We start from the raw sequence: 16,238 nt of genomic DNA, 5'->3' as shown, positions 1-16,238 counted from the left end.
GAAGCGCTCGGTGGCGGCCTCGCACCCGCCCCCGAAGGCGGAGGCCGGTGCCGCGCAGGACGCCGCCCGGCCGCCCAAGGACGACGAAGAGGCGCAGGGCAAGACCGCCAACGCCGAGAAGATGAACGAGGCCAAGCCGAAGGACTTCGACAAGGACGCGTTCATCCGGGCGGTCGAGAAGGCGATCGCCGAGAAGGCGCCGAAGAACCTCGACGAGGCGGACAAGTTCGCCGACTCCGGCAAGGCCGATGAGGTGCGGCAGGAGGTGCGGGGCAAGGTCGGCGAGGGCAAGGCGGACTCGGCCGAGCAGATCGCCGTGACGACCGCCGCCCCGCCGGACACCTCGGCGGCCGTCCCCAAGAAGGTCGTACCAGTGACCCCGGACCGGCCCCCCGGGACCCCGGGCACACCCAACCCGGCGAACGCCGTACCGGACAAGCTGCCGCCGTCGGCCACCGACCTGTCCTCGGGACCCGCACAGGTCGACCGGCAGATGGCGGACGCGCAGGTCACCGAGGTGCAGTTGACGAAGTCCAACGAGCCGACGTTCAAGAACGCCCTGGGTGAGAAGAAAGCCGCCGAACGGCACTCCGAGGCGGCCCCCGGCCGGATGCGCGGGCACGAGAAGAAGGAACTGCGCACCGCCACCGCACAGGCCCAGCGGCTCGGCGCCGCCGCCATGGGCGCGATCGGCGCCCAGCGGGTGCGGACCGGGCAGCAGGTCGGCGCGGGCAAGACCGGTGCCCAGGGCCGGGACGAGGAGAAGCGGGCCCAGGTCACGGCCATCCTGCAAGGCGTCTTCGACACGATGAAGAAGGAAGTCGAGGCGATCCTCGACGGCCTCGACAAGCTGGTCGACGACCAGTTCGGCAGGGAAGAGAAGGCGGCGCGGGACGCGTTCACCGCCGAACACAAGCGGAAGATGGAGGAGTACAAGGACCGGCGGTACTCGGGCTGGTCCGGCAAAGCGCGCTGGCTCCGGGACCTGTTCGCCGGGCTGCCCGCCGAAGCCGACAAGATCTTCGAGGAGGCCCGCGACAACTACGTCCGCCGGATGCGGCAGGTCATCTCCGACGTCGCCGACACCATCGGCGGGGAGCTGAACCGGGCGAAACGGCGCATCGCCCAGGGCCGCACCGAAATGCAGACCGCGGTGCGCAAGCTCCCGGCCGATCTGCGGTCCATCGGGCAGCAGGCGGCCGCCGAGTTCGCCGACAAGTTCGACGAACTCACCCAGTCCGTGGACGACAAGGGCACCCAGCTCGTCGACACGCTGGCCACCAAGTACACCGACGCGCTCAAGTCCGTCGACGACGAGATCGCCGCGGCGAAGGAGAAGAACAAGGGCCTGGTGGCCAAGGCCGTGGACGCGGTCAAGTCCGTGATCAACACCATCCTGGAGCTGAAGCGGCTGCTGCTGTCGGTCCTCGCCAAGGCCGCGTCGGCGGTCATGCTGATCCTCAAGGACCCGATCGGCTTCCTGCGCAACCTGGTATCGGCCGTCGGCGCCGGCTTGCGACAGTTCCTGCGGAACATCGGCCGGCACCTGCAGCAGGGCATCCTGTCCTGGCTGCTTGGCAAGACGGCCGAGGCGGGTATCGAACTGCCGTCGAAGTTCGACGTCCAGGGCGTGCTGAAGATGCTCGCCTCCCTGCTCGGGCTGACCTGGCAGTCGGTACGCGCCCGCATCGTCCGCAAGGTGCCGAAGATGGAACCGGCGGTCGCGGCGGCCGAGACCGCGGTGCCACTGGTCGCGGAGGTCCGCAAGCGGGGCGTCGCCGGGATGTGGGACGACCTCAAGACCCGCGTGGGCGACCTGCGCAAGGATCTGCTGGACAAGGTCATCGCCTACGTCACCCCGACGATCGTCGTCGCCGGGATCATGTGGGTGATCTCGCTGCTCAACCCCGCGTCGGCGTTCGTCCGGGCGGTGAAGCTGATCATCGACATCGTGCGCTTCATCGTCACCCAGGCGCGCCAGATCATCGAGTTCGTGAACGCCGTGCTCGACGCGGTCATCGCGATCGCGCGAGGCGGCAGCGGGGGCGTACCAGGCCTGATCGAGCAGGCCCTGGCCCGCTCCATCCCCGTCCTGCTGGGCGTCCTGGCCGCGATCCTGGGCGTGGGCGGGATCGCCTCCCGCGTCAAGCAGATCGTCCAGGCGATGTCCAAGCCGGTGGGCCGGGCCGTGGACTGGGTGATCGACAAGATCGTGGGGCTGGTGAAGAAGCTCTGGTCCAAGATCAAGCCGAGGTTCGAGAAGAAGAAGCCCAAGCCGAAGCCGAAGCGCCGCCCGGACCGGAAGCGCCCGGGCCGCCCGCGCCGCCGAAAGCGTCCGGACCAGCGGCGCCGCCCCGACCGGCGCAGGCCCAAGCGCAGGCGCGACCCGAAGAAGAAGCGGCCCGACAAGCGGCCGGACAAGCGGACCGAGGCGGACAAGAAGCGCGCCCTCGACGCCGCCGTGCGCGATGCGACGCACTTGCTCAACGAGGAAGCGGCCACGGTCAAGACGGTGCGGCGCGGCCTCGGCCCGATCAAGCGGCGGCACGGCCTCACCCGGATCCAGCTCAAGAAGATCGCCGAGGGCAAGTACCGCATCAGAGTGACCATCAACCCGAGCGAAGACACGCCGGTCGAGGCCCTGTCGGAGGACGAGTTCCCGTACCGGATCGCCAGAGCGCAGGGCCGTATGGACGTCAACAGGTACGGACCGACGGTCGCGCAGTTGCACGAGGTCAGGCCCGCCGGGCAGAGCAACGACCCCTTCATCGGCTTCGTCGTCAACATGGCGGCCATTCCCTCCGAGATCGAGAGCAACTCCGCGGTGGCCTCCCGGTACCTGAGTACGGCGTGGGACGTCCCCGGGGGCGGGGCGGAGGACATGGCCGCGGCCAGGACCGCCGTCGTCATCGGCGTCAACGCCTTCGAGGGCCTCAAACCCGAGAAGAACAAGAGCGAGCTGAGCGCGGCCATCGGCATGGTCAATCCGCCGAGCAAGCTCGTCGCGGCCGTCTTCGGCTTCGTCTGGACGCCCCGGTGGGTCCGCGTCCGGGAAGGGAAGGAGCAGGGCAACGCCCCCCTGGCCGAGGTGCGCGCGAAGTACCGGGGCCTCGAGACGGACGGCAAGCGGGAGCTCGCGGAGAAGAACGAATCCGGCCTGCGCGACAAGAAGGCGCTTCCCTACGGTGTCTTCCGCCAGCAGGTGCTCGGCTCCTCGTACACCAAGAAGGCGGTGGACATCCTCAGCAAGGCCAACAAGCAGGTCCACATCGTCAGCCAGGACGCCGATACCAGTGTCTCGACCACCAAGGGAATGGGCGTCCTGGCCGCCTACACCAAGGTGCTGGGCGAGATGCGGGAGCACCCGCTGCTCACCATCGGGGGCTACACCTTCGAGAACTTCGACTGGAAGAAGGACGCCGACCCCCGCACCGTCCAGCTGACGACGCTCTCCAACCAGGTGGACCGGGCGATCCGGGAGGCCATCGACAAGCGGCACACGCAGATGCTCTACCCGACCGAGCCGAACATGCTCATCAAGGCGTGGGACAAGGAAGGCTCCGCGGGCATCTTCCAGGATCCCCGGACCCAGGGCCTGCTCGAGGCCCAGGGAGAGCTGTACCCCATCGGCGGTGCCGAGGGCCGGAAACTCAAGATCAAATTGATGGAGCTGTTCGGCGACGGCTTCTCCATCGTCTACGCGCCCCTGGCCGGCACCACCACGAGCCCGGCCCCGGGCGACGACAAGCGCGGTCTCTCCGTGACCCCGCGGAAGGTCGTCGGAGCCGAGCGCGGCGAAGGTCTCGATCCGAGGCTGGGCGCGGAGGAGATCGCCCGCCGCAGCCACCGGGCCTACGCGCTGGTGCTCCAGTCGCAGTCCATGGCCAGCGCCACGCGGCTCGCCCAGGAGTTCATCCTGTCCACCCCGAAGCCGCAGGGCATGAGCAAGAAGGCGTGGGCGAAGCTGCAGGCCCAACTCCAGGACATCGTCTTCGTCCATGTCGAAGAAGTCGTCAAGCTGATGGCCGACGATCCTCGGCGGACCGTGCACAGCGTGGTGATCAGAACACGCGCCAAGAAGCTCAGAGAGGACGCCAAGCGCCTGGCCCAGACCCTGGCGGAGGCGGGCACACCGCAGGCCGGGCAGGTGGTCGAGCAGGCCCGGAAGGTGACGCGCCGGATCATCACCGCGCTGACCGCCGACGCGCTCAAGAATGTCTGGGGCGAGCTCGCCCCGTTGCTGAGGAGCATCATGGAGGCCGAGCGGACCGGAGAGGGGCCGGAGTGACCGAGGACGCGCCGCGGCGTCCGCGCGCCGAGTCGTCACGCGACGACTACGCGTCGATGGCAAGCCTGGCCAGGGCCCTCTACACGCGGGGACTCGGGCCCCACGAGGTGGTACGGGAGTGCTACGGCGTCGGCTTCCCCGAGGAGTTCTTCGTACTCGCCGATGCGGGCCCCCACTCCCTGGACCTCATGGTGGACTTCCCCCTTCTGCCCTGGCGTCTGGCCGTACCCCCCGAGCGCGGTGGCCTGCCGGAGCGGCCCGATCCGATGGCGGACATCACGCACAAGGTCTTCGCCCGCGACCCGGACCTGGTTCCCCTGTTCCTCGGCGTCAACGTCAACCTCGAGCACGGCGGCCGGGTGCACTGCTACAGCCTCGCCGAACTCGGGGCGGGCCGGACGACCGTATTCGGGATCTGGAAGGACGTCGAGCCGCACAACGAGGTCGAACGCTGCGGCGATTCCCTGCTCGCCGTCCTGCACGAGCACCACACGCAGTACGTCGACTGGCTGGAGAACGAGTCATGGGACCCCGCGAACGTGCGGACCGACCCGGTCGACGAGGAGACCGTGGCCGAGATCCGCGAACTGGTCCCGATGATCGAGGGGTTCCAGCGCCGGGCCGCCTCAGGCGGGAGCGGCTGAGGCGTCCGGGATTGCCGTGCGGGGCCCTCCGGCCCCCTGAGGGCCGGAGGCCGGGGCTCACGGCCTCGGAGTCGTGGTCCGCGGCACGGGCACCATGAGCGGCACCGCGCCCGGCACCGCCCGCAGCGCGGCATGGGCCACGGCCGCGTTCCCCGACCGGTCCTGACCAACCAGGAGCGAGGACCCCACCGTGGCTGGAGGGTGCGCCGCATGAGCCACCGTGGCATTGCTCACGGGCGCGGGAGCGGGAGTCGGTGCCGGGCTCGGGGCCGGACCCTGTCGGACCGCCGTCGCGACCTCCTGCGGGCGGACGGACGGGACCGGGGCCAGGAGGCGGTGGAGGGAGAGCGGGGGTTCGGTGGGCAGCATCGGCTTCACCCCTGGGATGCGTCGTCGAGCAGACGGGCGTGCGGGCCCAGTTCGGTCGGGCGGAGCAGGCGGGCCTCGCGTTGGAACTGGCGTGCCACACCACGTACGACATGGCGCATGGCAATCGTATCGCCGCCCCCGTCCGCCGCCGCCAGTGCCGCCGTGCGGGCCGCCGCGGTGATGGCGGCGCCGGTCATGTCCAGGCGGGCCAGGGCGCCCAGGTCCACGTCGGGGGCGAGGGGGGCCTCCTGAGGGAAGGCGAGGCGCCACAGCCGGCGGCGTTCGGCGGCGGCCGGGCGGGGGAAGTGGACGACGAAGTGGAAGCGCCGGGTGAAGGCCGGGTCGATGTTGTCCTTCAGATTGCTGGTCAGGATGACCAGGCCGTCGCTGGCCTCCAGGCGCTGCAGCAGATAGCCGACTTCCAGGTTGGCGTAGCGGTCGGTGCCGTGTTTCACCTCACCGCGCTTGCCGAACAGCGCGTCGGCCTCGTCGAAGAGCAGCACCGCGTGGCTCTCCTCGGCCTGCCGGAACGCGGTCTCCATGTTCTTCTCCGTCTCCCCCACCCATTTGGAGACGACCTGGGCGAGGTCCACCTTGAGCAGTTCAAGGCCGAGCATGCCGGTGACGATCTCGGCGGACATGGTCTTGCCGGTTCCGGGCTCCCCGGTGAAGAGCGCCTTGACCCCGCCGTGCCCGGAGCGGCGGGCGAAGCCCCAGCTCTCGGCGATCCGGGGCCAGGCGCGGAAGGCAGAGGCGATCTCCAGGATCTGGCGGAACTGGACGTCGGGCAGGACCAGGTCCTCGACGGTGCGGCGGGGCGTGATCGAGTGGACGGCGCTGCCGCTGCGGCCGCGGGTGACGGTGGCGATGGCGGGCTCGACGTGGGCGGCGACCGGCTCCGGGTGTCCGTTGCCGGCCAGGCGCGCCCCGGCGTCCGCGACCGAGGCGACGGCGCGCAGCTCACCGCCGCTCATCCGGTAGCGGACGGCGAGGTCTTCGAGGAGGGTTCCGTTCAGGTCCGGCAGGGCGGCCGACCACATCGCCCGGCGGTCGGTGAACCCGGGTACCGGCACGGTGAGTTCGGCGTAGGCGCGGGCGGCGAGCAGGCCAGCCGGGCGCCAGGGCTTGAGGCCGGTCAGGCACACCGGTACGCGCGAGCGGGGCAGCGCGGCGGACACCGTGTCGGCGGTGGCCCGCCGCGGCTCGCCGTGCAGATCGTCGGTGGGGACCCACAGCACCGCGCCCAGCACGGCGGCCGTCCGCAGATCGGCCTCGGGGTCGTCGGTCAGGGTGCGCAGCGGTGCCCCGGCGGCCCGGGCCAGCGCCTGTACGGCGTCGAGCTGGCCGTCGGGCGGGCAGCCCCACAGCCCGGCCAGGTCGATATCGCCCGAGCCCAGCGCCCGGCCCAGCCGGGTGAGCCGCTCGGAGGAGAGGTACGGGGACAGCACGCGCGGCTCCGGCGGGGCGACCTCGCCGGGGTCGTGGCCGAGCAGTCCGACGTCGCCGCCCCAGCCCAGCAGGAAGTCCAGCACCCCGGGGCCGGGGAGGAGTTCCTGGGCGAGTTCGACCGCGGCCGCGCCGTGTGCGCGCAGCAGTCCGTAGCGGCGCAGCGGTCCGGCCGGGCCGAGGGAGCGGCGCAGGGCCAGGCGCGCGGCAGCGCTGTCCGCGCCCACGGCCATCAGCAGCTCCACGCTGGGCAGCCGCCGGTTGAGGTTGTCCACGATGTAGGCGTAGATCCGCTCGTAGCCGCGGTCCAGTTCGGGCGCGGCGGCCAGCAGCAGGGCGTCCTGCTCCGCGCGGGTCAGGCCGAAGCGGGTGGCGAGCGCGTCCAGCGGCAGGGCCCGGCCCTCGGCGGACGCGCGCCGCCTCAGCTCCCATTCGGCTTCCGGCTCCGGCGGCGGGGGCGGGTAGGGCTCGGCCATGGTGTCGGTGAAGGCGTGCACCTCGCCGAGCAGCACATCGACCTGTTCGTCCGTCACGCAGTACGGGGTGAGGTCGGGCCTGGTGAGCCGGGCGGCGAGCCGGGCCTGGCGCTCGACGGCGGTCCTGAGCGCCCCGTGCAGGCCGGCCAGCCGTAGCCGCATGTGCTCCACCGCGGATACGCCCATGGGTCTCACCCGGCCGAGAAGGTCAGGGTCCGGCCGCCCAGCCAGGGCACGTCGGACACATCGGCGAGCAGGCCGCCGTTGTGGAGGTCCGCGTGGCGCCGTCCCATCGGGACGCGCACCCGGACGGCCGTGGCCTCGAACCGCACGGTGGCCTCCAGGTCGGCGAAGCGATGCAGGGCCGGCACCGGATCCGGTGTCTCGCGGTCGCGCCAGAGCGTCCAGGCGACCGTGGACAGGCCGAGCGCGGCCGCCAGGGTGACGGTGCGCTCCAGACCGCCGTCCCGGGCGAGCGGCACCGCCCGGCGCCCGGTGACCAGGGCGGTGACCAGGTCCGCGCACCGCTGGGTGTGGGCGGGCAGTTCGGCGGCGAGGCGCAGGTCCGGGGCCGCGCCCTCGGCGGCCCACAGCGGGGTGCGCCAGGGCAGCCGCGCCACCGGGTCGCCGCGCAGCGGCCGTACGCCGGTGAGGAACGGCACACCCGCCGAGGCCAGATCGCGCAGGGTGCCGGGCGGCAGGGGCCCGTCGCAGAGCAGCACGGGCGGCCGCCCGCAGGACTCCCAGTGCGGCAGCAGTCCGGCGGCCTCCGAGGTCCAGGCGATCGGGAACATGCCGTGGGCGTCGATGAGGAGGAGCCCGTCGTCGGCCCCTGTGAGCAGCAGCGGATCGGCGGGGTCGTGGCCCCGGCACACCGACAGCGCCAGGACGCCGTCGAGGACCGGAAGCGCGGGGCCCACCTGGCGGGCGAAGTCGGTCAGCCGCTCCTCGGCGACGGATGGCGGGAGGCCCGCGAAGGCGGCCGCGGCCTCGGTGTCCCGTTCGGCCCGGCGCCAGCCCCGGGCGGTCTCGCCGAGCACCTTGTACGCCAGGGCGGCGGCGAACAGCGGTGCCTCGTCGGCGAGTTCGATACCGGCCAGGGCGGGCCCGATCGCGTCGAGGTACCCGATGCGCGCCAGCGGTCCGGCGAGCAGGAAGGGCAGGGCGGACCACACCCGTACCTCGCCACTCGTCAGCGCTCCGGCACTCGTGCTCGTTCCTGAGGCGGTGCCCGCGGCGGTGGAGCCCGCCGCGCCGGGCGGCTCATCGGCGCCCGGGTCGTACGGCCCGGCCAGGGACCGGACCAGGCGTACCGCCTCCTCGCGGTCGGCCGACGCCAGGAAGTCGGCGAGCAGTTGGGGCAGGCCCGCCCTGTCGGCGCCCACGACGGTGGTGCGCAGCCGCTCGGGCAGCGCCTCGGCGGGCCCGGGGCGGGCGGCCTCGCCGAGCGGCGAGTGCGCGGGCGGAGGGTCGGCCGCGAGGGCGCGCCCGACGAGTTCGGCGAGCAGCCGTGCGGCCGCCGTGTCGTCCACGCCGAGCAGGGCAAGCAGATACGCCCGCACCGACGCGTCCGGCAACAGCGCGAGCAGCGCGTCCAGTTCGCCGCGCTCGGCGAGTTCGGCGAAGAGCGCGGCGGCGCCCGGGGCGGTCCACGGATCCGGGGCCGCCGCGAACGACTCCTCGAAGGCCAGCGCGAACGACTCGGCGTCGGTGCCGGGTTCACCGACGGGGTGTTCCACGACCGGCACCGGCGCGAAGTGGACCTCGACCGGCGGACCGCCCGCCATCGAGCGGTCGGAGCGGCCCGGCCGGACAGTGACGGTCAGCGGCTCGGTGATCTCCACGTCCGGACCGTCGGCCGCCAGCAGCTCGGCGAAGTGGTCCGCCAGCAACTCCGGCAGGGCCTCCACCACATGGCGGATCAGGCCGCGTGGCTCGGATCCCCAGCTCCACCCACCCCGCCGGAGCACCGTCACGGTGCACCGGCGCACCGTGATCTCGCCGGACTCACCGCCGTCGCCGGTCCCGTCGATTCGGCCGATTCCGCCGGTCTCGCCCGTCCCGCCGGTCGGCGGCGCGGTGGGCGCGTTCACGTCACCCCCAGCCTCTCCAGGCGGCCCGCCCAGCCGACCGCGAGCACCAGCACTCCGTACGCACTGCCCGCCACGAGGGTCACCGGCAGTTTCACCTGGGTCTGCTGGGTGGGGATCTCCCCGGTGAGCACATGGGTGTCCTGCTCGTCGGAGACCAGGGCGACCACGGGGGTGGCGCGGGCCGAGGCGACCTTCACGGTGACGGTGACCCCGTCAGTGGCCAGCGCGATGCCGTCGGTCCACGACGCGAGGCGCACCAGCCCCGGTTTGGGCTTGCCCTCGGGCGTCATCTCGACCCCGTGGGCCAACGGCTGGGCGAGGGCGCCCGGTTCGTCGTCGACGGCCGCCACGGCGAGGTCCCGGGCGTTCAGCGGAAGGGTCGCGATGCGGCCCTCGCCCAGGGAGACGCGCAGCGGCAGCGCGCGTCCGACAAGCGACGCCACATCGGCCGGGGCGTCGGCGCCGGTCAGGGCGAGCGCGCCCACGACATGGCCGGTGTCGGCGGCGTACACCACGGAAAGAGCCATCGTCAGCCACCGCCGTTCGTTGCCGCGACCGTCGCCAGGACGAGGAAGTCGACCGCCCCGGGCTGTTCGACCGGCTGTTTCCAGTTCACCGAGGGGTTGTACACGCGCACCCGGCAGCGGACCCGCCGGTCGGCGTCCACCGTGGCCTCCACCGGGCTGAACAGCGCCGACTCCGCCAGGGGCGGTATGCGCGGGGTCAGCTGGACATGGATCACGACCCGGCCGTCGGCGACCTGTTCCGGGGTGACGCCGGACGGCAGCGGCAGCAGCATCCCGTCGGTGGCGGTCCCGGAGGCCACCAGCGTGCTGCCGGCCGGCATCCGGCCGCCGAAGCTGCCCTCGATCGTGAGGTTGCCGTTGGCCGCCACGGTCATCAGCGGAGCGACCGCGCCGCCGCCCTGGTACAGGCCGAAGACCAGGTTCGGCGTCTCGCCGCCGGTCAGGACCAGCGCCGGCTCGCCCTCCTGGGTCTCCGTGCCCGTCCGCAGGGTCAGCGCGCCCGACCGGGCCGAGACGGTGTCCGCACGCACTCCGGCGAACCGCGCCGCGACACCGCGCGCCGCCGTCTCGACGCCGCTGAAGTGGCCATCCGCCCAGTGGACATAGCCCAGCAGGACCAGCCAGCGGACGGGCGGATCGCCCGGTGGATCGCCGATCGCGGGCGGCTGCTGCTCGGCGGCCAGCCGCTCGTCGCCGAGGCGCCCGAAGAGGATCTGGTACGACTCCTCCACCCGGGTCTTCGTGGCACTCCCGGAGTAGGAGACCGGCCCGGCGGGCTCAGCCGGTTCCCGGTCGGCCGCGGTGAGGAAGACCGGGTAGGGCTCGTCGGTCGGCTGGTCCGCGCCGTTGACCTCCTCGAAGTCGCTCTCTCGCAGCACGACCGGCTCGGTGACGACCACCTCGCGGCCCGTACCGTCGACGGCGATGCCCGCCGAGACGCTCACCTCGACATGGCGGACGCCCGTCAGCGGGTCGGTACGGGGCTGGGTGACGAGGCCGAGCCCTTCGACGATGCCCCACTCGTGCAGGTGGCGCGCATGCCGGGCGGCCCCGCCGCGCGCGTACTCCACCGTGGCCGACAGATCCGCGGCGGCCAGCACCTGGCCCTCGTGGAAGGCGGGGCGCAGGGGGCCCGTCATGGCGTCTCACCGGGCTTCCGGGTACGGGACGACCGGGTGCGCTTGGCCGGAGGCTTGGCGGGCTCGGCCGCCTGCCCGGGTGGCTGGTCCGGGGTCTGATCCGGCTCCTGAGCAGATTCGCCGGATGGGTCCGGCGCCCGGCTCGACACCCGCTCCTCCAGGTGGCTCACCTGTGTCTGCGCGCTGCCCAGTTGGGCGCGCAGCCCCTCCACGGCGGCGGTGAGATCGGCGACCCGCGTCCTGAGCCGGGCGAGCTCCTGCATGCTGTCGGTGACTTCGCTGGGGGTCGTGTAGACCTGTTCGTGCAGCGCCTTGGGCGGTGTCTCGCCGGGTGCGGGGGTCAGCAGCAGGGACAGCATCTCCTCCAGGTCCCCGGTGCGCGGCCAGTCGCCGAGCAGTCCGTCCGCGTACGGGCGCGCCACCGGACCCTCGGACGGGAGCGTGGGCTTCTGGTGGCGCGGCACCGGCCGGCAGCACACCCGCCCGGCGAGTTCGCGTAGGCGGTAGAGCTTGGGCAGCCACTCGCCGTACGCCGATCCGCCCGGCAGCACCTGCTCCCGGGTGGCCGAGCAGACTCGTACGACATCGCAGCCGTCCAGCTCCAGATGGGCGAGCAGGACGTCGGTGTCGGTGCAGTCGCCGCAGGGCGGGTTGAGCGTGGCGCACGCCGCGTCGGTCAGGAACCGGCGCACCGCGGTGCCCAGGGCGGCGGCCGCCTCCGCGATCCGCTGCACCTCGGCGATGGTCGCCTTCTCGGTGCTGTCCGGCGGCGGGGACGGCAGCGGCGGCGGTACGTCGAGGGCGGCGATGTCCTGGCGCAGTGCGCAGTCGGTGAGGTCGGTGGCCTGGTCCAGCCGGCACAGCAGCCACTCCCGGATCAGGCCGAGGTCCGCGCGGAACTCCACCCGCAGCGCGTGACCGAGCGGGGTGCCCTGGGCCAGCATGCGCACTTCCAGCGGCGCGTCCGGGTCGCCCCGCTCCGGTACGACGCGGGCGGCGGTCTCGGTGACGACGGCACGGGCGATCCCGGCGCGCAGCGGGTCCGGCCACGCCGCTTCCAGGTCCGCGCCGTTGAGCCGCCCGCACGCCGTGCCCAGGGTGCTCCGGGCCTCCCGTACGGTGGCGAGGTCCGGGTAGTCCCTCGCGAGCTGGGCCTGCCCGGCCGCGTCGTAGGTGTCGTACCGGGCGACGGCGGCGGCCAGCGCGCGGACGTGTTCGGTCATCTCGCGGGCCGTCGGCGGGGCGGGCGGGCCCTCCCCGCCCGCGTTGTCGCGCAGCCACGCGAAGGCGGTGGCGTACCGCTGGGCGTCGGCGGCGTCGAAGCGGAAGGCCCGGCCGGTGCCGAGCGACGCGACGGTCAGGGCGTCGGTGTAGAGCCCGAGCCGCCGGTCGCGGGTGCGGGCCTGGTCGGCGCGTGCGAGGTCGCCGAGGGTCATGAGGAGCCGGGTGCCGGGGTTGTGGCGGTGGTCCTCGAAGTCGTCGCACTTGACGACGAATCGGTACCCCTCCTGGATCCTGGAGGGCACGCATCCCGGCGAGGGGCAGGGCTCCTCGGTGGCGTACGGCGCCACCGGTTCGACGGGGAGCTCGCGGTAGCGCACATAGAGCCCGTAGCGGCGCCCGCCGTCGTCGTCGCAGTCCTCCCCACAGTCCACGCCCAAGGCGCTGATGCGGCGCTCCCGCACCAGTGCGGTGACGTCGACGCGCTCGGTACAGGGCACCACGATGTCGTTCCCGGCGCAGTCCAGCGCGTGTCCGGGGTGGACCGCCACGGTTCCGCCGCCGCACGGATCGCAGGTGACCGCGAGGCCGCAGATGACTCCGGGCCCGTACAGGGACCGGTTGTGCAGTCTGGCCTTCGCCGTCGTGTACTCGACCAGCAGGCTGAGGTCGTCCTCGGTCAGCAGTTGCCCTGCGAAGAAGCGAGGACGTACGAAGGCGGAGGTCCGGGTGGCGTCGCCACCGCAGCCGCATCCGCAGTCTGTTCGCATGATCAGCGCTCCTTCACGAAGAACCAGCTCTCGAAGACGTCCCCGCCCGCGCCGGTGCCGGACGTCCAGGGCCCGATGCCCGAGGGCGGGAGGCCGCAGCGGTCGCCGCCGTGCTCGGCCGACAGCGTCGAGCCGGTGCGGACGAGCGGGACGCGCCCGCCCACGTGGGTGCCGTCGACCGGGCGGCAGCAGCGGTCGAGGAGGAACGCGGCGCGGACGGTGATCAGTACGCGGTCGCCGTCCTGCAGCGTCTCGCGCGTGGTCTGGCGGTAGCGGAACTCCTGGGTGAACTCGTCGCACTCCTCGGACTCCAGGTCCGGATCGGCGAAGGTGCCGCCCATGTACCAGGTGGAGGCGTTGCGGCCGCTGCCGCCCTCGATCACCTGAAGCTCCACCACACCGGGGCGCAGCGTGTCGGACCGTACGCCGGCCGAGAACCGCACCACGAGCCCGCCGTCCTCGTCCAGGGTGCCGAGGAGGTCCTTGGCCTCGTCGATGGTGTAGGTGTGGCCGTGGATCCAGTTGATGCCGGTGATCACCGTGGGCAGATGGCGGCCGAACGGGCGGCGTACGTTCATGTGGATCTGGTTCCGGCGCACCGGCTCGTACCAGTCCACGCAAGTGATCCTGGCCAGCCACAGCACCGTGTGCTCGCACGGCTCGCAGCAGGTGTCACAGCGCTCGTCCACCGGCGGCTCGCAGCCGGTGACCCGCACCGTGTAGCACTCCTCGGTCCAGCCGAACTCGCAGTCGCCAGTGTCCGCGCAGGCGTCGTTGTAGACGGCGCGGGTGGGTTCGACGGGCCGCTCGGCGTACTCGACGCCGATCCAGACGGTGTCGGTGTCCCGTTCGTGCGGGGGCAGCGCCTTCCACAGGTCGATCTCGCAGCCGCCGCGCACCACGACCTCGTTGCCCTCGCAGTCCACGGCGAGACCGGGAGTGATCCTCACCTTGGCCCTGCGCCGGGTGCGCTCCGGCTCGGTGCCGCCCTCCTCACCGCCCTCCTCCGCGCTCTGCTCGGGCCGCGCGGACTCTTCGGCGGGGTCGTCCGGCGGGCAGTCGTCCTCGTCCCGTGGTACCGGTTCCACGTGGAGGCCGCACACCACGCCGTAGCCGAGCAGACAGCGCATGCGCAGTCTCAACTTCTCGCGGTGGTACTCCTGTTCGCGCTGGAAGTCCCGCGCGCCCAGCATCTGGCCGTGGAAGTACCGCAGCCGGCGCAGTGGTGGCGCGTGGAACTCCTCGGTCCTCGATGGTCCTGTCTCGGTCATCGCCCCGTCCTCTCACGACACTCGCGTATGCATGCCGACGGCGGAGACGACTCCCACGCCCACCCCTCGGCGCAACCCTCTCGATCCCGGCCTCAGTACTCCGTCGCGGTTCAGCCGCACCGGGTTCGCTCCGCCCAGTACGGGCGCCGGCAGCGGGACGAACGCGGTGTCCACGCCGACCGTGGACCGCGAACCGACCACGAAGCCCGCGCCGCCGGTGCGTACCGACCCCACCGTGTGCGCGGGCGCCTGCCGCTCCACCAGCCGCCGCAGCGCCGTCGCGTCCGCCGATCCGGCGGGCAGCAGCAGCCGGAACCGGTGCGCGTGCGCGGTGAACGGGTCGCTGTCCGGCGCGCCGAACGCGCGCAGCGGCGCCGTGCCGAGCGCCGTGCCGCCGACGCGGAAGCGGCTCGCCGAGCGGCCGAACAGCCTTATGGCGCCGAGCCCTTGGTCCGTCCCCCGGCCCTGGTCCCGCGCCGCGCGCAGGTGGGCCCAGCGGCGGTCCGCCGCCAGCTCGTCCACGACCGGGGCCGCCCCGAACACGATGCGCACCGCCTCGCGCAGCGCCCACGGCGTGCCCCGGCGCCGGTAGAGCTCCGGGGCGGCGGCCAGCAGCGCGCGCCGGGTACGGGCGTCCCAGCCCGCCTCGAACGACAGACCCAGCAGTCCGGCCAGCCACGGCAGCGCCCGGTCCGGGACGCCGGCCGGGTCGAGGAGCGACGGATACCGCTCGATCACCCGGTCGAGCTGGGCGAGCGTGGCGTCGAACAGCGACAGGAAGCGCTCGGTGAAGTCGTCGGCGGCGGGGTCCTCACGGAAGGCGGGCGGCAGCAGGTCGGCGCTGGTGACCCGGGGGAAGTCCAGCCGGATCCGGCGCAGGACCGGAGTCGAGCCGCCGTCGCCGGACAGCCGCAGCCGTAGCCGCAGAAAGCGGCCGGGCGGCTGGTCGACGAGAAAGTCCGTGATCCCGGGGGCCGACGCCTGCCAGTCGCTTTCGTCGTACCGGCCGTCCTCGCTCACCACGATCTCGACGGCGGCCGCCGTCCCGGCGGGCACCTCGGCGTCCAGGCGCACGCGGTGCCAGCGGCACCGCGAAATCCCGCTGTCGATCAGGGTGGTGAGGTACGACCCGCTGGTGACATAGGCGTCGGTGGCGGGCGGCGCGGGGTCCCGGGGCAGGCCCTGCCAGGTGAAGCAGACGGTCTCGGGGCCCTCCGGGCCCTTCTCGGTCAGGCAGAACCCGCCGCCCTCACCGTTCTCACCGTCCTCGTCGGCCGAGGTGAGCGTGGACGGTGGCAGGGCCGCGGCCAGTTCGTCCACGGTGACGGGGCGGAAGGGGCGGCGGTGACCGCCGCGGTGGATGCCGAGCCGTCCGCCGTCGTCGATGAGCAGCCATACGGTCCGCTCCGGCCCGGTGCGCAGGCCGATGATCTCGCCGCGCACACCGGTGCGCAGCACACCGCGGAAGCCGCCGGTCGAGTCGAACCGCCGCAGGTCCGTGCTGCCCTGACAGGCCACCAGAACGTCGTCGCCGGGGCCCAGGGCGGCCCATCGGGGCCGCTCGGCCCGGATCACACCGGCGAGTTGCCCGCCCTCGCGGCGCCACACCAGGACCCGGTCGGACTCCACCACGGCCAGCCGGTGTCCGCGCGCGGCGACCGAGACCGGCTCGCGCAGCGGATCGGGGTCGCAGCCGGGCGGCCAGACAGGGGTGAAGGCACCGCCGCACCCGTCACGGCGCAGCAGCCGCCGCTCGCCGGGGACGAGCAGGTACCAGCCGCACGGCCCGCATCCGGGCGCGAGGCGGGGGTCGGGGAACCACGGCAGCAGCCGGGCCCTGGTGGGTCCTTCCGGCGCGGCGCCCCGGTGGGCGAGCCGGAGTCCGGCCGGGTCCTCGAAGCCGACGATGCCGTCGGCCTGCTGGAGGTCCCACTGGTCCCAGCCGACGTAGACGTCGAGGAGGCGGAAGGTCGCGGGGTGCGGGGTGCACGTCA

Annotated in this window: 9 protein-coding genes; 2 read left to right on the top strand and 7 right to left on the bottom strand. The window is 73.0% G+C overall.

Annotated features, from left to right (window positions below; all coding sequences use genetic code 11):
• A partial coding sequence (locus GWI24_RS25365; RefSeq protein WP_210948222.1) for a hypothetical protein occupies nucleotides 1-4,288 on the top strand: 4,288 nt, incomplete at its 5' end.
• The gene (locus tag GWI24_RS25360; protein ID WP_210948221.1) at nucleotides 4,285-4,932 is read left to right on the top strand and encodes a hypothetical protein; all 648 of its coding nucleotides are present in this window, start codon (nucleotides 4,285-4,287) and stop codon (nucleotides 4,930-4,932) included. The genes GWI24_RS25365 and GWI24_RS25360, both read left to right, overlap by 4 nt.
• A gap of 374 nt (nucleotides 4,933-5,306) precedes the next feature.
• Here GWI24_RS25360 and GWI24_RS25355 read toward each other — a convergent pair whose 3' ends face one another.
• From GWI24_RS25355 to GWI24_RS25325, 7 genes are all read right to left on the bottom strand, one after another.
• Complete coding sequence (locus GWI24_RS25355) at nucleotides 5,307-7,409, bottom strand: ATP-binding protein (protein ID WP_210948220.1); 2,103 nt, start codon at nucleotides 7,407-7,409, stop codon at nucleotides 5,307-5,309.
• A gap of 5 nt (nucleotides 7,410-7,414) precedes the next feature.
• The gene (locus tag GWI24_RS25350; RefSeq protein WP_308344013.1) at nucleotides 7,415-9,316 is read right to left on the bottom strand and encodes a hypothetical protein; all 1,902 of its coding nucleotides are present in this window, start codon (nucleotides 9,314-9,316) and stop codon (nucleotides 7,415-7,417) included.
• Entirely contained in the window at nucleotides 9,313-9,843 is a 531-nt protein-coding gene (locus tag GWI24_RS25345; protein ID WP_210948219.1) for a hypothetical protein, read from the bottom strand. The genes GWI24_RS25350 and GWI24_RS25345 overlap by 4 nt, the downstream gene beginning before the upstream one ends.
• 2 nt (nucleotides 9,844-9,845) lie before the next feature.
• Nucleotides 9,846-10,982 (bottom strand): hypothetical protein, encoded by a 1,137-nt coding sequence (locus GWI24_RS25340; RefSeq protein WP_210948218.1) that lies wholly within the window; start codon nucleotides 10,980-10,982, stop codon nucleotides 9,846-9,848.
• A complete protein-coding gene (locus tag GWI24_RS25335; RefSeq protein WP_210948217.1) occupies nucleotides 10,979-12,973 on the bottom strand; it encodes a hypothetical protein in 1,995 nt (664 codons plus the stop codon). The genes GWI24_RS25340 and GWI24_RS25335 overlap by 4 nt, the downstream gene beginning before the upstream one ends.
• Before the next feature lie 2 nt (nucleotides 12,974-12,975).
• Entirely contained in the window at nucleotides 12,976-14,244 is a 1,269-nt protein-coding gene (locus GWI24_RS25330; RefSeq protein ID WP_210948216.1) for a hypothetical protein, read from the bottom strand.
• Between the two features lie 12 nt (nucleotides 14,245-14,256).
• The coding region (locus tag GWI24_RS25325) for a phage tail protein I (protein WP_247616869.1) at nucleotides 14,257-16,238 on the bottom strand (1,982 nt) is incomplete at its 5' end.

It is taken from the genome of Streptomyces sp. MK37H, assembly GCF_018035285.1.
Taxonomy (GTDB): Bacteria; Actinomycetota; Actinomycetes; order Streptomycetales; family Streptomycetaceae; genus Streptomyces; species Streptomyces endocoffeicus.
Note: the sequence above shows the minus strand (reverse complement) of the source record. Positions and strands in the feature narration are given on the sequence as shown.